This is a genomic window from Micromonospora sp. NPDC048909, from assembly GCF_040649635.1.
GTDB lineage: Bacteria > Actinomycetota > Actinomycetes > Mycobacteriales > Micromonosporaceae > Micromonospora.
In genome coordinates, this window is sequence record NZ_JBEZFU010000007.1 from 353,862 (window position 1) to 372,660 (window position 18,799).

The window sequence follows — 18,799 nt, forward strand, 5'->3', positions numbered from 1 at the left end:
CGGCGCTCAGGCGGCGACCGGGTCGACCCGCCAGCCGGTCAACGGGTGCGCGGCGAGCAGCGCCGGCGGGCCGGCCAGCTCCGCCGCGTAGTCGCGGACCAACGCCGGCAGGCGGTAGCCGCCCGGATCGGTCCGCTGGGCCAGGTGCGCGTCGACCAACTCCTCCAGGGCGTGCCGCGCCCGCTGCGCGGAGACGCCGAGCCGAGCCGCCGTCCGCTCGGGCAGCGCGGGCGCGTCCGGTGACTCGCCGAGCAGCTCGAGCAGACGACCGAGCAGCTCGTCGCCGGAGCGCAGCGCGGCGACCGCGAGGGCCAGGCTCGCCCGCACCGACAGGTCCTCGTAGACCAGCAGGTCCAGCCGATCACGGCGGTCGCGCAACTGGTCGACCAGCGCGGCCACCGACAGGTCCGGCCGATTGGCCAGCCGCGAGCCGGTGATCCGCAGCGCCAGCACCGAGCCGGCGCAGAGCCGCACCAACTCGGCCGTGGCTGCCGGATCCGCCTTGAGCCGGTCAGCGCCGGTGAACGCGGCGACCAGCGCCCGCGCCCCGACGGCGCCGACCGGGCCGAGGTCCACCCGCCGAACGCCGTCGAGGCTGCGCAGCTGCCGCTGGCCGACGATGATCAGCGCCGGGCCGGGCCCGGCCGGGATCAGCGGCCGCACCTGCTCGGCCCCGGTGACCCCGTCGACCACCAGCAGGAGACGGTGCCCGGCGATCCGGGACCGGACCCAGCCGGCCCGTTCGTCGACGCTGGCCGGTACCTCGGCGGCCGGGACGCCGAGCGCGCGCAGCACCCGGGCCAGCACCTCGTCGGGCGTCACCGTCGCCCGGTAGCCGAGGTCGACGAAGACCTGTCCCTCCGGGAAGTCAGCGGCGACCGCGTGCGCGGCGCGCACCGCCAGCGCACTCTTGCCGCTGCCCGCCGGCCCGCTGACCACCACGGCGGCCGGCGTCCCGCCGGTGACGGCCGCGACCACGTGCGCCACCTCGGGCGTACGACCGACGAAGGTGACCAGGTCGGCCGGCAGCTCGCGGGGGACCCTGACCGCGGCCGGGGTGACCGGGGCGGCCGCGGCGACGACGATCGGGGTGGCCGGCGGGACGTGGGCCAGGTCGGGTGACCGGTCGAGCACGGCCCGGTGCAACCGGGCCAGGTCCTCACCCGGGTCGATGCCGAGCTGCTCGTGCAGGATGGCGTGCGCGTCCCGGTAGGCGGCCAGCGCGGCGGGCACCTCACCGCACCGGTAGAGCGCCAGCATCAGCTGGCCCCAGGCCCGCTCGCGCAGCGGGTGGGCCGCGAGGTGCCGCCGGACCTCCGACAACAGCGGTCGATGCTCGCCGACGGCCAGCCGCGCCTCGGTCAGCTCCTCGAAGACCTGGAGCCGCTGCTCGTCGAGGCTCGCCCAGCGGTTGTCCAATGCGGTCCCGCGGGGCAGGCCGTCGCCGGCCTGGCCGCCACGCCAGCAGTCCAGGGCCGCGCGCAGCGGGCCCGCGGCGGCGTCCGGCTCGCCGCCGGCCAGCAGGCCACGCCCCTCCCCCGCCAGCCGCTGGAACTCGGTGATGTCCAGCTCGTCCGGTCCCAGGCTCAGCTCGTACGCGTTGGGACGGGCGATCAGCCGGTCGCCGAGCACGCGGCGCAGGGCCGCGGCGTGCGACCGGAGGTTGGCCACCGCGGACGCCGGCGGCTCCTCCGTCCACACCATCCCGGTCAGCCGGGCCAGCGAGACGGGATGGTTGGCCTCCAGGGCGAGCCCGGCGAGCACCGCGCGCCGCTTCGCCGGGCCCGGTGTGGCGATCCGGCCGTCGACACTCAGCTCCACTGTGCCCAGTAGCCGGATCTGAAGTTGCATGTCGTAGCTCCCCCGTTGCACCTTGAGCGCGCTCAGGCTAAACGGACATCGGAGCAGGTAACAAGCGATTCAACCGCTCGGCTATTGTGACGAGAGTCAATGTCCTGAGACGGCGTGTCAGCGTAACGGGATCCCGTCGGAAAACGCTCCCACAGGTGCTCGCCCTCGACCTGCCACATCGATGGTCATCGCCGCATCGATGGCTCGCGGCACCGGTCCTACCCCGTCCCGAGCGGCGGGAAACCCGCCATGACGACCGGACCAACATCCGGCGCCGGATCGTCCCATCAGCACACACCGCCGACGGCCCCACCGCCAATCCCCGTACGGCTCGGTGATCACCGCCGATCCGGCCGGTGACCTGGCCGTTCGGGTGGCCGGCGCTCCCCCTGGCGGCGCGCCCGCCGTCCGATATCGCGGTCGCCTCCGGCACCGAGCGGCTACCGCAGCCCTCGTCCGCCGTGTGGCCGCCGGCACCCGCATTCGGCTGTCGCTGCTTCTCGGCCCGCACCGGTCGGTCTCCGGCGACCTGGCCCTACCCTCGGTGGCGTGCGCTACGAGATGGAGACGTACCTGCCGTACGCGGCATCCCGCGTCATCACGCTCGAAGAGTTGCCCGGCCTGTACGTTCCGGACCACGAGCCGGTGTTCGGCTACGGCGACGGCGGCGAAGACGTGCTGATCGTCTCGCTGCACGACGAGTACAGCACCGTTTCGCTGCTTCACGACCGCACCTGGTACTGGCTCACGGAGTCACCGTCCGCGAAACTGGTGGAAATCCTGCTGTGCGGGCAGGAGGCGTGGGTCCCGGCCGGCGCGCTGGTGCGGCCGGAGACCGGGATCGCCGCGCTGCGGCTCGCCCACGACGTGCCGGCACTCCTGACCGAGTTCAGGTGGCGGGAGCAGTAGCTGCTCCCGCACGACCGGCCCGGTCAGGGGCTCCACCAGTCCACGTCCTCGATCGCGAAGTCACCGACGGACACGTCGTGGACGAAGGTCTTCCAGAACGAGCCCACCAGCCCGTAGGTCGCCGGGTCGACCGCGGCGAACAGCGCCTCCAGTCGCCCCGCGACCGACACGAAGGCCGAAGGCTCCTCGGCCGACGAGTAGTAGGGGTACGCACGCTCCGACACCAGCAGGCACTGGGCGAACATCTCGACGGTGGCGTTGACCGGATGGGCCTCGTCGAATCCTTCCGCGCCGAACAGAACCTGCCCACGCTCGACGTCGAGGAAGAACTGCTCGCCGTCGTCATAGCTGCCCAGCAACACGCAGACCTGACCGCGCCGAATCTGCCTACGACCTGTCGGCTCGGCCGCCTCGAACAGCCGCGACCGCCGGGGCAGCCCCTGCTGGATGAGGAACGCGCGGGCGCGCTCGTGGCGGATGACGGCGGCCTGGTGGGACGACCATCTCGTGACGCTCTCAGCGTCCCAGCGCTTCGCCAACGATCCTCTTCTGGTACGCGATGGTTTCAAGGCATCTGGCGTTCTCACGCTCCGCCTCGACGGTCCAGATCGGCAGCCCCTCCCGGTCGAGCAGGCCTTCATAGCAGGAGGAGAGAACGCCGTAGAGCACCTCGCCGGTCAGGCCCTCGAGCGCGTCGGCACAGGCCAGAATCGCCGACATCAAGTGCGCCGTACCGGGCTCATCCGAACTGTCGTAGACGTCTTCGTACGCATCGAGCATGTCCTCGGGGAGGATCATCTCGTCACGGCCGGCCCGGACCGATTCATGGCCGATCCTCAGCCCCTCCGCCAGGTAGCTCCGGACCTCCGCGTCCTCGATCTCGCCCGCGGCCTGAAGCGTCCAGTCCAGCACCGACACGGCCACAGCAAGCCTCCGTGCAGGCGGGATGGTCGGCAGCTCATCCCGCAAGGGCTTCATCTCGTAATCCCACAGCAGCACGCTGTCCTCCAAACGCGGTTGAACCCGGTAAGAAGGTCCCGCCAGCCGAACCATCGGCCGCACAGCCCCGACGTCACCGGCGATGGTGTTCGTACAGCAGGCGCAGCCTCTCACGCCCGCGGAGTCGGGCGGACTCCCGAAGCTCGTCTGCACTTCCCCCGTCGAGCAGACGCTCGACGTCCTCCGCCTGACAACGCTCCTCCAAGTCGAGCACGAGGTGATGCCCGGTCCGGGCCCCGATCCTGAAGGCACCGTTCCGCGCCGCCGCGGAGCACTCCGCCAGACCGTCAAGCGATCGCCTTGCAAGCATCCCCAACGCCGAGTGGAGGACAACCGCTGCGTAGAGAGCATGAGCAGCAGACCCCTCAAGCTCGTCCCCGAAGCGCATCTCGCGCATCCCCTCGAGGCCGGACCGGGTCGACGAGTACCGCGCGACGTCGCTCGAAAGCGGGCGCCACAACAATTCCAACGCCTCGTGGTAGCGGTCCAGGTCATCGCGCCGATCATCCTCGGACACCGCCCAGAAGAGCACCCCGCAGGCCCGCTCCGCACAGTCGGCGGCGAACAGGGCCGCCTGCTGGAGGGAAGCAACGCCCGCGAACTGATCGGCGTTCATGAACAAGCACACCTCGCGATCCGACGTGCCGGCTATCGGCCAGGGCTCCGACCCACCGCAGCATCCCGTGTCGGCGTCCACCTAATCCTGCGCCGCAGTGCGGACGAGTTGCTTCTGATACTCGATCGCACGCATGCAGTTGGCGTTAGCGCGCTCGGCGTCGAGGATGACAGGTTCCGCGGTTCCCAGCGGGAGTTCCGGCAGGTCCTCGCAGTCACCGACGTCGCAGCAGGCCGACATGATCGTCCGCGTGAAGTCCACCGTGACGTCCTCCGCCGGCACTCCGACAGAGTCACTCAGCGCGACAAAGAGCTGCCAGAGGTCTTGAAGGTCGACCTCGTCGGCCAGTACTGACAGGTGGTCCTCAAGTTCCTCGAACGTCTCCGACTCGACATCCGGTGGCGACCCCGCCGCAGCCGCGCGAACGTAGTCAAGCGCTGCTTCGACGGCGCCACGGCCTTCCCCTTCCAGCAGCTCACGCGCCCCGGACGGCAGAACCTCGACCGTCCACTCCAGCAGCCGCACGATCAGGTTGAGTTGCGAACCGTAGTCCAGCCGTCCGAGGAGAGGGATCTCGTCGGCCACCTCCCGGTCCCACAGAGTCGCCACCGTTGAGCCTCATCCACGTCTTGATCCAACACCCGAGAGGTACCCAACCACCTGCCATGGTGTTCGTACAGTCCCGCGCGGCGCCCGACGACGACGGGCGGCCGCATACCGTACGAAGGCCAGGTGTTGACCACTTTCTGGCTCCAGCGCGGCACCGTGACCTTGATCAACGTCCGCTCGGAGTGCAGGCTGTAACCTCACTGCTCGGAACTCTGGGCGCTCCGAAACCAGGCCGTCCTGCGCGGACCGGGGAAGGCGCGGGGGGCCCGTACGGAAGAACGGACTTGTTCCTTGGCGGAAGTCGTTCAGGTGTTGATCGGCACGACACGGGCGGGTCAGGATTCCTTCGAATCGCTGCTCGTCACCCCCCTCGGTTCGGACTTGTATGTGCTGGAACGTTCACCGCTGATGGCGGATGGTGTAGCTCGCGGCGATACCATTCGCATTGAAAATGGCGGGCGGACCTACCAGGTGGTTCGCGACGGCGACCACTACGCGCTGCAGATCTACTACCGCCGAGACCTGGAACTTGAGGACCTCAGGGACATGGAATCGCGGCTCGCCGAGGTCGGAGGCGAGATCGACGCACACGCCGCACGTGTGATTGCCGTGACCGTCCCCGCGGCTCCGACGTCGGCGTTGGTCACTCTCCTTGACGGTCATCCGCGACGCGGGGACTTCGAATGGCGGATCTCGAAGTCTCCACCCACCGCCTAGCTGTCCCGATGTCCGGGGTGGCCCGCAGCCGATGATCCTCGCGGGCGGGGGGGGCGGTGATACCAGAATCGCCTGTTGCAGGAGGGTTGTTGATGCAGTTCCGGGTAGAGGCCTATTATCGCCCGCAGCATGACGACAAGCGTGAGTTGCTTACCGCGTCAGCGGATGTAGACGGGCTGATCGATTCACTGTTGGCGGGGCCGACTCAGCAGAATCTAGCGGAGCTGCATTCCCTGGAACGGTCACCTCTACCTTCCGGACTCCCGATCATGAGTTGTTGGTCGGTGCCGACCAGAGGCTTCAGGTCGGCGTTCTTGAGTTCATGGATGCCAGCGGAAACTGGACGACCGCAGGGCCAAAAGCGGGCCGCACTGAGGTTCGTTATTCTTGCGTAAGTCAAGTGACGGAGTTCCCAGCGAATTCGGAGATTCCGATCGATCTGCTGCGCCGTGCGGTCAAAGAGTTCTGTCTGTCCGGCGGGCAGCGGCCCACGTGCGTCCAGTGGGAGAGGCCGAAATCCTGGTGATCCTCGGAGAACCTGGCCGTGTCGGCGCTGGGCACGGCCTTGGTCCGGCTGTTGCTGCGGGTATTCCGCTTACCGCACCGCCACCTCGTCGCACTCGCCGTGGTCAGCAATCTCGGCTCCCTGCCGATGGAACCCAAGTCGCACATGCTCGAATAGCTCGATAGGAGTTCAACCACATGAGCGAGAGGAAACTCCGGTGACGAACCTGGAGGAGCACATGCGCCAGGCGTCTCTGCTCGGCTTTGCCGCTCGTCAGAGTGCTGCCGCTCTCGTCCTCGTCCGATACTTTGGCTTCGATCAGGATCAGAAGTTCTCGCCCTGGTTCGAACAACATCGGGAAGCACTGTCGCAGGTGCGGGCCCTCGGCGCTCATGTCTACCGTTGGGCGAGTGCTGGCATCGAGGTACCCACCGAGCAATTTCGACAGGTAAGGGAAGTGGTCGAGCGTATTTTGGAGTCTAGCGATCCAGACGGCCCTCCCTTCGAGACGGAGATCGTTGACCATCTAGTGTTGGCAACGGAGGTCTTCGACTACTTGGCCGGGCCAGAGGATCTAGACCGGTTGAGACGTGTCTTCGAGCATGCCGAGGAACTCGCAGAGGCAGCTGAAGACATGGCGACTGATGAATCTTCGTCTGAAGATGCACAAGTAGACGAGTTTCGTCGCCTGGAGGGCGAGATCCGGCTATTGGACTTGAGTGAGGTGAGATCAGCGCAGGAGGCTTCGGATCGGGACCCCGTCCTACTCCTTCGTAGTGAGGCGTTCGCGCGGACCTATGCGGGCGTAATCGCCAGCGGCTATTCCGACGAGGATGCCGGACGCTACTAACGCCGCCTTGTCGACGCCCGTCCCGTCACGGCACGTCGCAAGCCGCGGCCAAGAACGTCCACGAGAAGGCGTGAGCCACGCGGTCGACGGCGACTCGAACCGGGCGCTTCTAGAACGCCGACGACGCTCTACGCCGCAGCGCGCATGGAGCGCGTTGCCCCCTGCCCACCACTACCGCTTGTGGTGACGCCCAAAGCGGCGGGTGCTCCCGTCGTAGTTAGGCGGAGGCATCCGCTGCGGTGCGCGCTACTCTTGGACGAGGAATAGCTCTTGCACGACCGGTTCAGCCCATACGGCGTACGCAAAGGCAGGTCGCTCGACATCATGTCCATTGCTGTCGTCGATAACAGTCGTGCGAGTTCGGGGTCCATAACGCACCTGGTACCTCAGGCCCTCCACGTCAACCGTCCCGCACCGTCCGTCTTTGCCCGGGACGCGCTCACGGTCGAGCACCGACACGGGCCAGCCTTCCTTTTCGGCCTTGTAGCACCAAAGTTTCAAGGCTCGTTCAAAATCTTCAGGAGCGGCGTAGATGCCGCCAGTTCTTTCGATTACGTCAGTCGGATCGACTCTTTTATCCATTAGCTTCCCTGCCGCACCCCGAGCGCACGCTGAAATTGCCAGCAACTCTTGTCCCGTCCCAGATGTAGGTGCCTTTCACAGCTTCCGCAAATGGTGAAGGCCCACCCCTATCGCCAGGAATGGCCCTTCACTCAATCAACGATTGCTCAAACTTTGCCTTCGTCTTCATCGACTACGCGGCACCACCAACTCTGGACTCATATTCCACCCAGCGGTCATCGTCGGCTTCGAGGGTGCCGTCGTCATCCACGAAGAAGACACCGGTTTGATAGAGCTCAAGGAACCCATCAACCATCTCTTCGACCGAGCGGAAGGAAATCTCTATGTCGCCGCCGGACATGACGCTGAAGACACCCACTTCGTGCAGCGACTCGTCGAAGACGGCGGCGTAGAAGTCACCACCGCCGGAACCCAGCAGCGGCACCCAGTGATCGCCCAACACCGCGTCGTCGTCGATGTACCCAGACATGATCGACTTCGCTTCGGCAATCGATAGCGGCCAGTAACCGGGTATGACCGACGCGTCATCCTGCGTCTGCCCGGGCGTGTCAGCGACTCCGTTGCTCCAGTTGAACCACTGAGCCACCACGTCCGGGATCGGCTCGTCGAACGTAGACTTTACGTCTTCCAGGCTTGGGCCGGAAACACGTGCGGCAACCACCGGTCGACCGGCTGTAGCCAAGTGACCCCACAGCGCCTCGAGTGACTGCGACAACACAGGCAACCTCCCTTTCACCGAGCCACTGGCGGCGCGCCTCTCGATGTCCCCGCCTGGCAACGCTGTCTCCAGTGAGCGGGCAATGCCCTCCCCTGGACTCGTGAAGATACCCGTGGCCGAGGATCCGGTGGCACCCCGCCGATCAGTCAGAATCGCTGCCAGTTGGCCGGCCTCCTTTGAGGGAATCCGGTCAGCCGCCGACAGTCGAGGCCGTAGCTACTACCGGACTCAGCACTACGAACTGATTTGATCTCCGTATATAGCGGCTACTTTCTCGCGGAATTCCTTCACCGCGTCAAGATCCGTCGCGCTCAACGTCCGAACCTCGGAGAGGATCTCGGAGATCACTCGAAGCACGCCTGCGACCAAGGGCGTCGCGAGTATCTCCTCGTCCGACAGATTCGGATCCTCGATGGTGATGGCATAATCCGCGGCTTCGTAGTAGTTGGTGGCCACCAGGACGCCGAAATCCGGACTACGCAACTCGACTGCACGAAGCGCATACCAGATACCTGCAAGGACATGCTCCGCTACGAACAGTCCACCCCCCTCGTCGCCACTCTCCTCGATGATGCTCTCGGACTCCTTGTATAAGCGCTCCACCTCAGACAGGTCGTTCGGGACGACCGGGACGAACCGCCAGCTGAGCGCAACGGACTGCGTCAGCAGATACTTCGGAAGGAGCTGACTCCCCCGGGCCGACTCACCGAATTGCCTGACCAGTCCTTCCAGACAGGCGCTCGTGAAGGCGACTCGTTGTTCGGGAGTCAGGTGTTCGAGTGACCGATGCAGATCGGCATTGTCCAGCATTACGACCACTTTTCCAGGTAGCGACGGCGTTCGGCGATTCTCCAAGGCGGCGGGTGCCCCTGCCGCAATTCGGCAGAGGCACCCGCTGCGGTGCGTGTTACTCGTCGACCAGGAATATTTCTAGTACGACCGGTTCAGCCCATACGGTGTACGCAAAGGCAGGTCGTTCGACATCCTCTCCAGTGCTGTCGTCGATAAGGGTCGTGCGGGTCCGCGGTCCGTAACGCACTTCGTATCTCAGGCCCTCGACCTCGACCGTCCCGCATCGCCCGTCTCTGCCCGAGTCGCGCTCACGGTCGAGCACCGACACGGACCAACCTTCCTTTTCAGCCTTGTAACACCATAGGTCCAGGGCTCGTTCAAAATCCTCAGACGCGGCGTAGACACCGCCGGTTCTTCCGATTATGTCGATCGGATCGACTCTATTGTCCATTACCTTCCCTGGCTCACCCAAGCGGACTGCCCGACTGCCACCAACTCTTACCCTTGTTCCAGATGTAGACGTAGGTAGCGCTCGTTGCCTGGGCTGCGTCCTCCATCTGGGTGCGGCACGAACCACACGGGGGCCTGGTCCCCTTGATAATCACGTAACCACCAGGCGGCACCGGCGCGGTCCCCTGGATTGTGTCATTCACGATCGGGTTACCCCGGACCTGGGATGGGGCGCCGGTTGCCCGACAGACACGGCATTCCGTGTGTGAGGCGTTCATGTTGTCCGGGAAGCCCAGCACACGCTCCGGACCCGTCTGGTCTCCACTGCGGGTTCGGTTGATCGTGTGAAGGAGGTCCCCGTCCGGCCCGTACACCTCAGTCTCCGTGTAGTGGGTCTTCTTGGTCACCGGCTTCACCCCGCCCCCACCGTCGGTGGTGTTCTGGCAGTTGCACGGCTTGCCATCGGGGCCGACGCCGCCAGGACAGTTGTGGACGAGAACCGGGCTGTCGCCGGCGAGGACGTAGTAGGTGTGGATGCCCTCGACGGTGAGGTTGTGCACCCGCTCCTGCCGATCCGTCCTGGTGACTGCGGTGATCTGCACCCAGGTGCCGGTTGCGGTCTCGAGCCACATGCCAGGCTTGAGGTCACCACCGGTGACCCACTGACCTGCGTCGGGCAGCCAAATCAGGTGCTCGGCCGTGGAGGTGATCGATCCGGTCTTCGAACCAGACTTGCCGTCCACGTCGACCGTGATCGTTACCAGCGTCTTGCGGCCCTCGTGGCTCCGGACATTGGTTACCTTGCGGCTCTGGTTCTCACCCGACTCGACGTCCGCACCCAGAACCTGGTCGCCAAGCTTCAAGTCCTCGATGGCCTTGGTTCCACCGCTGGCGAGCAACACCTTGGTGCCCGGGACGAAGCTGTTGCACTTCGTCGGAGTGGTCGACGGCGTGTTGCTCGGTGCCGCCCTGGTGGCATCGGTGGTCGCCTCGACACCGTTCTTGACGTCCTTGGCGGTGTCGATTCCGTCGGCGATCTTTTTACCGGTCTTCGCCAGCTTCGCCGCGGCCACCGCGTTACCCGCCAGCGGGATAGCGGAAGCCAGCGACATCGCCGCGTCGACGTAGTTGCCCTCGGCCGCGTACCAGATGCCGTTCGCGACGTCGGCGACCTCACCGATCACCGGCACCATGCCGGCGACGTCCAGGGCGGCGTGACCGATGTCCGACCACGACATCCCGAACAGGTGCCCGTCCAACTCCACGAAGCTGATCGGGTTACCACCGGCGAAGGCGTACCGGTTGCCGGTGAAGGGATCCATGGCCAGACCCATGTCCGCCATGGCGCCGCCGTAGGTGTCCCGCGTCAGGAACCGGTTCAGGCCCGGGTCGTAGTTGCGGAAACCCATGTCGTACGTGCCCGAGCCCGCGTCCCACCGAGAGGCGTTGAACCGGAACGCGTTGTACGGCTCCTCGCCCTCCGGCGTTGCACCCGGCTTGTCCACACCGGTGAACTGCGACTCGTCGTCCTTGCCGTACGCCGTGTAGCCGTACGTTGCCCGGGTGTTGCCGTCATCCTTCGTGATACCGATGACGTCGCCGCGCGGCCGGTAGATGAACTGCGAGTACTCCCGGCTGCCATCGTCCTTGTGCTTGATCTGGGTCAACTGCTGACCCCACGGCGCGTACTGGTACGACTTGGTCGCCTTACCGGCGACCTCCTCGCGCAGCACCTGGTTGTCCATCCCCAGGTACGTGAACAAGGTCGTCTTACCGGCGGTCGTCTGCGACACCGTCCGGTCGAACGGGTCGTACACGTAGGTGGTCGACTTGGCGTTGGCGCCGATACCCGCGGTCGTCTTCGCCGTGCGGTCGAAGCCGTCGTAGTAGTACTTCTGCGCCCGCTCGCCGCCGACCGACACGGTGTCGAGTCGACCCAACGGGTCGTAGTTGTACGTCGACGTCACGCCACCGCTGCTGGTGGAGTGCAGCCGGTTCCGGTCGTACTTGCTGGTGCTCGTCGTACCGTCGACCGTCTGCGAGACCGTGTTGCCGTTGGCGTCGTAGACGTACGACTCCGTAGAGGTCTTGTCGCCGGTCTTGTCGAGCTTGGCGATTCGATCCTGGGGGTCGTAGCTGAAGACGTACGTGTTGTCGATGTAATCCGACGAGTTGTCGGCGTTCATCAGCTTGAGCACGTCCCGGGACGGGTGCCCGTTGGCCTGGTATTCCAGCGTGTGCTCCGCGACGGTCGCCCCGCCGGAGGTCTTCTCCAGCTGGTGCTTGGTGGCGCCGTCGAGGTAGTACTCGAGGTCCACGGTGTTGCCGTTGGGCTTGGTCTGCTTGAGCAGCTGCCCGCGAGCGGTGTACGTGAACGTCGAGATCTGCTGGTTGCCCGCCGTCGGAGAGTCGGCGTTGGTCACCTTGGCGACCATGTCCCGCGCGTCGTACTCGATCTTCGACCACGTGAGGTCGTGCTTCGAGGTGAGCGGGTTGCCGTTCTCGTCGTAGGTCAGCTCCGTGGTGTTCTTCGGCGTCGTGTCGGTAGCCCCGACAAACTCCTTCACCGTGGAGATTTGGTTGATCTGATCGTAGGCGACGTCGTACCGGCCGATCTTCGCACCCGGGCTGAGATCCTTGACCTCGACCAGCATCCCGCTCGGGTTGTACTTGTAGGTGAACTCCTTCTTCTCGTTGTCCACGTCACCGGCGTTGTCGCGCACCAGCTTGACCGCGTCGGCGAGCACCCTGCCCGTCGCCTGGTCGGTGACGGTGATCTTCTGGACGCCGTCCTCCACGAACGGGTAGCTGCCCAGGCTGATCCAGCTACCGGTGTTCTGGGTCTGGTTCACCGTCTTGACGACGCTGCCGCCGTTGTGGGTGATGGTGAACTTCGCGTCCGTCGCGGCACCGCTGACCTGCGGGTGCCGGACGAACACCTCGTAGTTGCCGTCCCGGGGGATGTTCAGCTGCCAGTTGAACTGCGCCGACCCGCTGCCCGCCGGCGCCGTGGCCACGTCGTAGCCGTAGTTCCCGGTCGCGGCGCCGCTGGTCCAGCTGCCCTGGGCGGCGGTGTTGTTCGAGTCGGAGTTGTCGACCAGGACCACGTCCTTGCCGACCGGCAGGCCGTCCTCCGACCGCCCCTTCTCGTTGCCCGACGGGTAGAAGTCCCAGGTCATCGTCCGGGTGGTCGACCCACCGGCCGAGCTCAGCGTGTTCTTGGTCTGCTGGCCCAGGTCGTTGTAGTCGTACGAGTTGACGATGTCCCACGGGTCCTTGGACGTCTTCGTCAACCCGTTGTCGTAGTAGGTGTACTCGGTGTCGTTGCGGACCGTTTGCCCGTCCGATGGGGGCGCGCTGACCTTCGCCAGGTTGCCGATCTCGTCGTAGGTGTAGAAGGTCTTGTCCGGCGTGTTGTACCGACTGTCGTCCTTGTCGTAGGACGACCACTCCTCCTTCTTACGGTTGAGCGCGTCGTAGACGGTCACCACCGCGAAGTCGTCGGCGTCGTCGGCGGTGTCCACGCCGCGTGGCGTGATCGCCTTCGTCTGGTTGCCGACCTGGTCGTACTCGTACTTGCTCGTCCGGTAGACATTGTTGCCGGAGGCGTCCTTCTTGTGCGGCACCTTCGACTCGACCAGCGCGCCACGGGCGTCGTACGTCGCCAGCGACTCGTTGCCCTCCGCGTCGGTGGTCCCGAGGGTCAGGCCGTCCTTGTCGAACCGGGCGGTGGTGAACTTGCCCAGTGCGTCGGTGGTCTTGACGACCCGGTGGTTCCAGTCGTACTCGTACTTGGACGTGAAGTCGTCCGCCGCGCTGGCGGTCTTCTTCGCGTCGTACAGGACGGTGACGTTGCCGACGTTGTCGTACTCCCAGACAACCTTCTGGCCGAGGCCGTTGCTGACCTCGAGCGGCTGGTAGATCGCGTCGTACTTGGTGGTCGTCGTGTAGTCGCCGACCGTGGAGGTCAGGTTGCCCTGTGGCTCCGTGACGCTCAGGACGTTGCCGACCTTGTCGTACGTCGTGGTGGTCTTGCGCTCCGGGTCGGTTGACACGTCCTTCGGCGCGTACGACTCGGTGACCTGGTCGGCCTTGTCGTAGACCGAGGTCGACTCCGCCCCGTTGGCCGCGTATGCCGTGGTGATGTTGTCGTTGGCGTCGTAGACCGAGGCCTTGGTCGTGATGAAACGGTTGTTCGCTGCGTCCAACGGCTCGACCTTCACCTTCGGCCGACCGAAGGTGTCGTACGCCTGGGTGACCTTGGCGTTCTTACCGTTCTTGACCTCTAGGGTGTTGCCCCGGTCGTCGTACGCGAAGTACGACAGGCCCTTACCGGCGTCCTCGATCTGCCGCGGGTATCCGCTGGGGTGGAAGTCGAGGTACTTGGTGGTGTTGCCGTTGGCGTCCTTGGCGGCGAGGAGCTGGCCCCACTCGTCGTAGGTGTTCGTGCTCGTGTAGTCGCCGGCGGTCGCCGTGGTGTTGCCCAGCGGGTCGGTGACCGACTCGACGTCACCCTCGGCGGTGTACGTGAAGGTCCACTTGCGGCCCTCCGAGCTGGTCTTGGTGACCACCTCGGCCACGTACCCGTTGAGCTGGCGCTGGTAGGTCAGCGCGGTGCCGGGCCAGCCGTTCTTGACCGCCTCGGCGTCCTTGACCAGCGTCGGGTAGCCGGTCTTGGCGTCGTACGCCCAGGTGGAGACCGCAGCGTTGGCTTCCTCGAGCCGGACCACGTTGTGGTCGTCGTCCCAGCCGAACTTCGTGGTCTCGTTCTTGGCATTGGTGGTCTGGTAGGCCCGGCCGTAGCCGTCCATCTGGTAGGCGGTGGCGTGGTTCTCCGCGTCGGTGACCGTCGCGTTGATGTTGTTGCCCTGCGGGCCGTCCGGGTCGACGTAGCCGAACTGGGTCAGGTAGCCGAGCCGGTCGGTGTACGACTTGGTGGTCCAGTGCCACTTCGGGTCGTCGCCGGCCTGCGGGTAGTGGTAGACCAGGTTGGTCGCGTTGCCCCGCGGGTCGGTGGTCTTGACCAGCTTGACGTTCTTGTTGCCCTGGGTCATGTCGTAGGCGAACTTGAACGTCTTCGGCGTGCCGTCGGTCGAGCCGGCACCGTCGATCAGCTCACCGAGCAGACCCTTGTCGGTGTACGCGAAGCTCAGCTTCCGCCCGGAGATGTCGGTGATCGCCGAGATGTGGTCGATGATCTTCGGGTTGGTCAGGCCGGTCCCGGTCTTACGGGTCCAGGTGACATCGTCGATGTAGTCGTAGGTCTGACCCTTCGCGAAGTACTCGACGGTCAGAGTCCTACGGCCGGTCGCGTCGGTGATGTACTTGAGGAACTTCGTCGGCTTGTTGTTCGACTTCCGTTCCTCGTAGGTGAACACCATCTCGTTCTGGTTGTTGTCCACGATGCTGGACAGGAAGCCCTCGCAGTCGTAGAAGAACTGCGTCCGGTCCGGCCGGGTCAGCACCCACGCCTTGCGCTCCTGCGTGTTGGGCTTGCAGTCCACGCTGCTGTACTTCTGCAGGTAGAGGTGCACACCCTTCGGGCTCTTCCACTCGTTGGCCGCCGCGTCCCAGGTGAACCAGTGGCTCGTACCGTCACCGTCGGTCAGCGTGACCTTCGTCGGGTTCGGGTTCGGATGGAAGTCCAGCGGCGTGCCCAGGCGCATCATCGACGACGCCTGCAGCGACCAGCCGAAGCCGGCCACCGAGTCGCTGGTGTCCAGCGAGTTGTACGCCAGCCGCACGAACGTCGACAGCCCCCGCGAGGGGTTGTTGATCGCGTTGTACGACCAGACCGTGTTGCCGGAGTAGAGGTTGTTCATCAGCGAGCCACCGGCGCCGGTGTTCTTCCCCGCGTAGGAGTAGAACTTCTCCAGACCCAGCTGGTCGGAGGTCGGCTCCTCCACCGCCACGTTCTGCGGCAGCGGCTGGATCGCCGGAGTGGTCTCCGACAGCTTCTTGCCGGTGAGCTTGTTGCGCAGATCCCACTGCAGCACGTAGTCGGTGCGCTTGTTCCCGTCCGTCGACGACGGCGGGGTCTTCACCTGCGCGGCCACGTCGACCGTGCCGCCGGCCGGGACGCTCTTCGGCAGCGCCGTCTTCAACTCGAAGGTGGCGTCCGCGCCGTCGGTGATCCCGTCGGGCCGCTTCCAGTCGTAGGCCAGCTCCCAGTCGGTCGGGTTCCACGCCGCCAGGGTCGGGTTCGACAGGGTCACCGGCACCGTGTACGTGGCGTTCGGCGTCGTCAACGCCGGCGTCGAGGCCGCGTAGTAGGTCGACTCGGCATTCTGCTCGAGGTAGGTGACCTCCAGCGTCGGGCGCAGCAGCGGCTCCTGCGCCTCGGACGACAGCAGCATCGCCCGCGCGGTCTGGTTCACCTCGTCGCGCTGGCGCAGCAGCAGACCGTTGTTGCTGGTCGGGGTGGTCACCCAGCCCTTCACCGCGGCGGTGATGTCCCAGCTCGCCCACTCCGGGTCGTTGGTGAACCCGGTGGCGCCGGCCTTCCAGGTGGTGTCGTAGTCGCCACCCGCCGTGGTCCACGCGTTGACACCGTCGTAGGTGTTCCAGGTCGCCTTCGTCTCGGTGAACGCCCGCTTGAGCTTGTAGACGTCGACGTACTCGTCGGTGTCCGTGCCCGGGAAAAGCGACGTGTTGTACAGCCGCAGGTCGGCGTCGACGACCTGGGCGTCGGTCGGGATCCCGGTCAGCGTCGGGAACTTCAGCAGACCGTGCGTGTCGCCGTAGTAGGGCGAGTTGTTGCCCGGGCTGACGTACGGGTCACCGTCGTAGACGTCCACGTTCTCCGTCGGCCGGCTCTGCGCCAGCGTGGTGTCCGTGGTGCCCGTGCGGTAGATCCGGGTGATCTGACCCGCCTTCGGCAGGATCGCCGACTGCGTCGGACCCGCGATCAGCCGCCCGTCCTTGGTCTTGACCGCGACCATGTAGTAGTAGAACTTCCGCGCCAACGGGTCGGTGTTGTCCGCCGGTGTGGGGACCGCGGTGGTGTCCTGGTAGGTGCGGGTGCCGCTGGAGACCGGCGCGACCAGCGTGGCCGCCGACGGCGTGTACTCCTGGAAGATGCTGCGGTGCACCTGGTACTCGGCGATGTCCGTGCCCGGGTAGGCCGGCCAGTCCAGTACCGCACCGGTCGAGGTGATCGTGGTCGGCGGGTTCACCGCGATGCCCGGGGTGCCCCAGGTGACCACCAGCTTCGGCAGGTTGTAGTCCCGCCGCGCGTTGTTGTAGGCGAACTCCGAGGCCTCGAAGATCGGGCCGCCGCGGCCCTTCTTCGCCTCGTCGACCGCCTTGACCATGAAGCCGTAGTTCGGCTGGGACTTGTTGACCCACTCCTGCACGGCGTTGCGGACCGGGAACGAGCTCCAGACGTTGGAGACCGCGGCCTTCTTGGTCGTCACGCCCCAGCGGGTGAAGCGGACCGCGTCCGCGATCACCGACTTACCGAGCACGTCGCCGAGGACGACCTTGCCGGTGGTGCCGGCGACGAACGGGTGTACGCCGAGGGTCTTCCACTCACCGAGACCGCTGCCGGTCTGGTCGACGTTGTAGGTCTTGGAACCGCCGTTGTAGTAGACCGTGTAAGGGGCGTTGGTCGGCCGGTCCGCCTCGGAGACGTAGTGGACCTCGACCTGGTAATCACCCGACTCGGTGATCGTCGGCACCCACGTGTGGGTGTTCCCGGCGGTGGTGTCGCTGTTGTAGCGGTAGTCGCCGTTGATCGCCAGCGGCGTCAGATCGGCGTTGGCCGAGTACGGCCAGGTGCCGCTGATCGACGTGCCGGAGTCGCCGTCGTCCTTGGTGACCATGTTGCCGGCCGGCTGTGCGGCCATGTTGGCGTTCATGTTCGACCAGTTCGCGGTGCTCTCCGTCCACGGCTGGGTGACCCGCCGGGCCTCCATCGCCACGTCGAAGCCCCACGCGTGGTGGGTCTGCGAGTAGTACATGTCCAGCCGCGCGTCGTCGATCGGCGTGTTCGCCGGGACCGAGCTGACGTCGAACTTGACCAGGGACCGCCACGACTGGGAGGCGTCCGTGCCCACCTTCAGCTGGTACGTGTCGTTGTAGTTCGTGGTGGTGGCGCCGGAGTAGATCGCGACGTCCTGCGCGTCGGTCGGCACCGGCTGGACCTTGATGGTCGGGTCGACCACCACCGGGTACACCCGCGCCGAGTCCGCCAGCCAACCCGCGTCGGGCGTGACGGTGACCGTCGTGGTGGCGCCGGACTGCGTCACCTTCTGGGTGACCTTGTCGCTCCACACCTTGCCGTGCGGCGAGGCCTTGTCGTCCTTGTCGTCGAACATGAACGGCGCGGGCATCTCGAAGTACGTCCGACCGCCGTCCCGACCGACGAACGCGATCGAGCCGTCCTCGCGCTGCTGCGCGACCAGCCCCGCGGTGTCCAGCGTGAACGTGTAGGACACCGGCGCGGCCGGGGCCTTACGCAGGACGATCTTCTCCTTGAGCGCGGTGCTGGTCACGTCGTAGACCACGTCCGCGCCACCGGCCACGCCGGCGTAGGTCACCGTCGAGCCGGACACCTTCGGCGTGACCGCCTGCGGCGCGCCCGCCAGCCCCAGCTCGATGCTGCGGCCGTCCTGCTCGAACCGGGCCAGCTCATCCGAGCTGTCCCCGAAGAGGCTGGTGAAGGCGTTCGTCCGGTTGCCCTGGACGTAGCCCTTGTCGTTGGTCGGCCGGACGGTGGTGTCGATGGGCTGGTAGCGGCCCTTCGAGTCCTTGTAGTGCACCGGCACCGCGGAGATCTCCGCCTGCGTGCGCCCGTCGGACAGCTGGTAGGTCTTGCCGTTCGCCGTGCGCTTGCCGGTCAACTCCTTGACCCGCTTCTGCGCCGGCCACGCCTTGCCCGCCGGCGTGTTCTCCTGCACCGACAGCCCGGCGCTGATGACCTCCGGCCGGGGCCGGTCCGGCCCGTCGCCGACCAACCCGCGGGCGGCGCCCCCGAGCCGGTCGAGCAGACCCTTTCCGTCGTCGTCGGCGCTCGCGGCGCCTTCCGGTCTCTGTTCGGACAGGACCTGCGTCCCGCCCAGGGTGGCCGCCAGGGCCACCACCAGGGCCGCGATCAGCGGTCCCCGTAGCTTTCTTCTCACCCGTTACCCTCCGGTCAAGGGCCAATACGTCGGGTAGAAGCTAGGGAGAGGACATACACCGACAGCTATCGTCCGGCTA

Annotated in this window: 12 protein-coding genes; 4 read left to right on the plus strand and 8 right to left on the minus strand. The window is 66.1% G+C overall.

The features are described from left to right. Window positions 1-6: 6 nt before the first annotated feature. Entirely contained in the window at window positions 7-1,851 is a 1,845-nt protein-coding gene (locus AB0C04_RS21425) for an AfsR/SARP family transcriptional regulator (RefSeq protein ID WP_357057231.1), read from the minus strand. A gap of 549 nt (window positions 1,852-2,400) precedes the next feature. Here AB0C04_RS21425 and AB0C04_RS21430 point away from each other — a divergent pair. Next, window positions 2,401-2,760 (plus strand): hypothetical protein, encoded by a 360-nt coding sequence (locus AB0C04_RS21430; protein WP_357057233.1) that lies wholly within the window; start codon window positions 2,401-2,403, stop codon window positions 2,758-2,760. 23 nt (window positions 2,761-2,783) lie between these two features. Here AB0C04_RS21430 and AB0C04_RS21435 read toward each other — a convergent pair whose 3' ends face one another. From AB0C04_RS21435 to AB0C04_RS21450, 4 genes are all read right to left on the minus strand, one after another. After that, window positions 2,784-3,299 (minus strand): SUKH-4 family immunity protein, encoded by a 516-nt coding sequence (locus AB0C04_RS21435; RefSeq protein WP_357057235.1) that lies wholly within the window; start codon window positions 3,297-3,299, stop codon window positions 2,784-2,786. Next, window positions 3,277-3,759 carry a hypothetical protein gene (locus AB0C04_RS21440; RefSeq protein WP_357057237.1) on the minus strand — a complete coding sequence of 161 codons (483 nt, stop codon included), beginning with the start codon at window positions 3,757-3,759 and terminating at the stop codon, window positions 3,277-3,279. The genes AB0C04_RS21435 and AB0C04_RS21440 overlap by 23 nt, the downstream gene beginning before the upstream one ends. A gap of 73 nt (window positions 3,760-3,832) precedes the next feature. After that, window positions 3,833-4,375, minus strand: coding sequence for a hypothetical protein (locus AB0C04_RS21445; protein ID WP_357057239.1), 543 nt, complete (start codon window positions 4,373-4,375; stop codon window positions 3,833-3,835). 81 nt (window positions 4,376-4,456) lie between these two features. Continuing rightward, entirely contained in the window at window positions 4,457-4,960 is a 504-nt protein-coding gene (locus AB0C04_RS21450) for a hypothetical protein (protein ID WP_357057241.1), read from the minus strand. A gap of 315 nt (window positions 4,961-5,275) precedes the next feature. Here AB0C04_RS21450 and AB0C04_RS21455 point away from each other — a divergent pair, with 315 nt between their 5' ends. The 3 genes from AB0C04_RS21455 (at window position 5,276) to AB0C04_RS21465 (ending at window position 7,056) form a co-directional block, all read left to right on the plus strand. Further along, entirely contained in the window at window positions 5,276-5,701 is a 426-nt protein-coding gene (locus tag AB0C04_RS21455) for a DUF4265 domain-containing protein (RefSeq protein WP_357057243.1), read from the plus strand. A 277-nt stretch (window positions 5,702-5,978) separates the two neighbouring features. Then, on the plus strand, window positions 5,979-6,227 hold the full coding sequence (locus AB0C04_RS21460) for an Imm1 family immunity protein (RefSeq protein ID WP_357057245.1): 249 nt from the start codon (window positions 5,979-5,981) through the stop codon (window positions 6,225-6,227). 196 nt (window positions 6,228-6,423) lie between these two features. Beyond that, entirely contained in the window at window positions 6,424-7,056 is a 633-nt protein-coding gene (locus AB0C04_RS21465; RefSeq protein WP_357057247.1) for a hypothetical protein, read from the plus strand. 754 nt (window positions 7,057-7,810) lie between these two features. On the opposite strand, the gene AB0C04_RS21470 is transcribed toward AB0C04_RS21465, so the two are convergent. The 3 genes from AB0C04_RS21470 to AB0C04_RS21480 form a co-directional block, all read right to left on the minus strand. After that, window positions 7,811-8,356, minus strand: coding sequence for a hypothetical protein (locus AB0C04_RS21470; protein WP_357057249.1), 546 nt, complete (start codon window positions 8,354-8,356; stop codon window positions 7,811-7,813). A 234-nt stretch (window positions 8,357-8,590) separates the two neighbouring features. Continuing rightward, window positions 8,591-9,166: a hypothetical protein gene (locus AB0C04_RS21475; protein ID WP_357057251.1), complete on the minus strand. Its 576-nt coding sequence runs from the start codon at window positions 9,164-9,166 to the stop codon at window positions 8,591-8,593. A 446-nt stretch (window positions 9,167-9,612) separates the two neighbouring features. Beyond that, a complete protein-coding gene (locus AB0C04_RS21480; RefSeq protein WP_357057253.1) occupies window positions 9,613-18,720 on the minus strand; it encodes a DNRLRE domain-containing protein in 9,108 nt (3,035 codons plus the stop codon). Window positions 18,721-18,799 lie beyond the last annotated feature (79 nt).

What these genes read in the sequence shown, in the direction of transcription:
- AB0C04_RS21425 (WP_357057231.1), bottom strand. Translation starts at nt 1,851, where the DNA reads ATGCAACTTCAGATCCGGCTACTGGGCACAGTGGAGCTGAGTGTCGAC.
- AB0C04_RS21445 (WP_357057239.1), bottom strand. Translation starts at nt 4,375, where the DNA reads ATGAACGCCGATCAGTTCGCGGGCGTTGCTTCCCTCCAGCAGGCGGCC.
- AB0C04_RS21475 (WP_357057251.1), bottom strand. Translation starts at nt 9,166, where the DNA reads ATGCTGGACAATGCCGATCTGCATCGGTCACTCGAACACCTGACTCCC.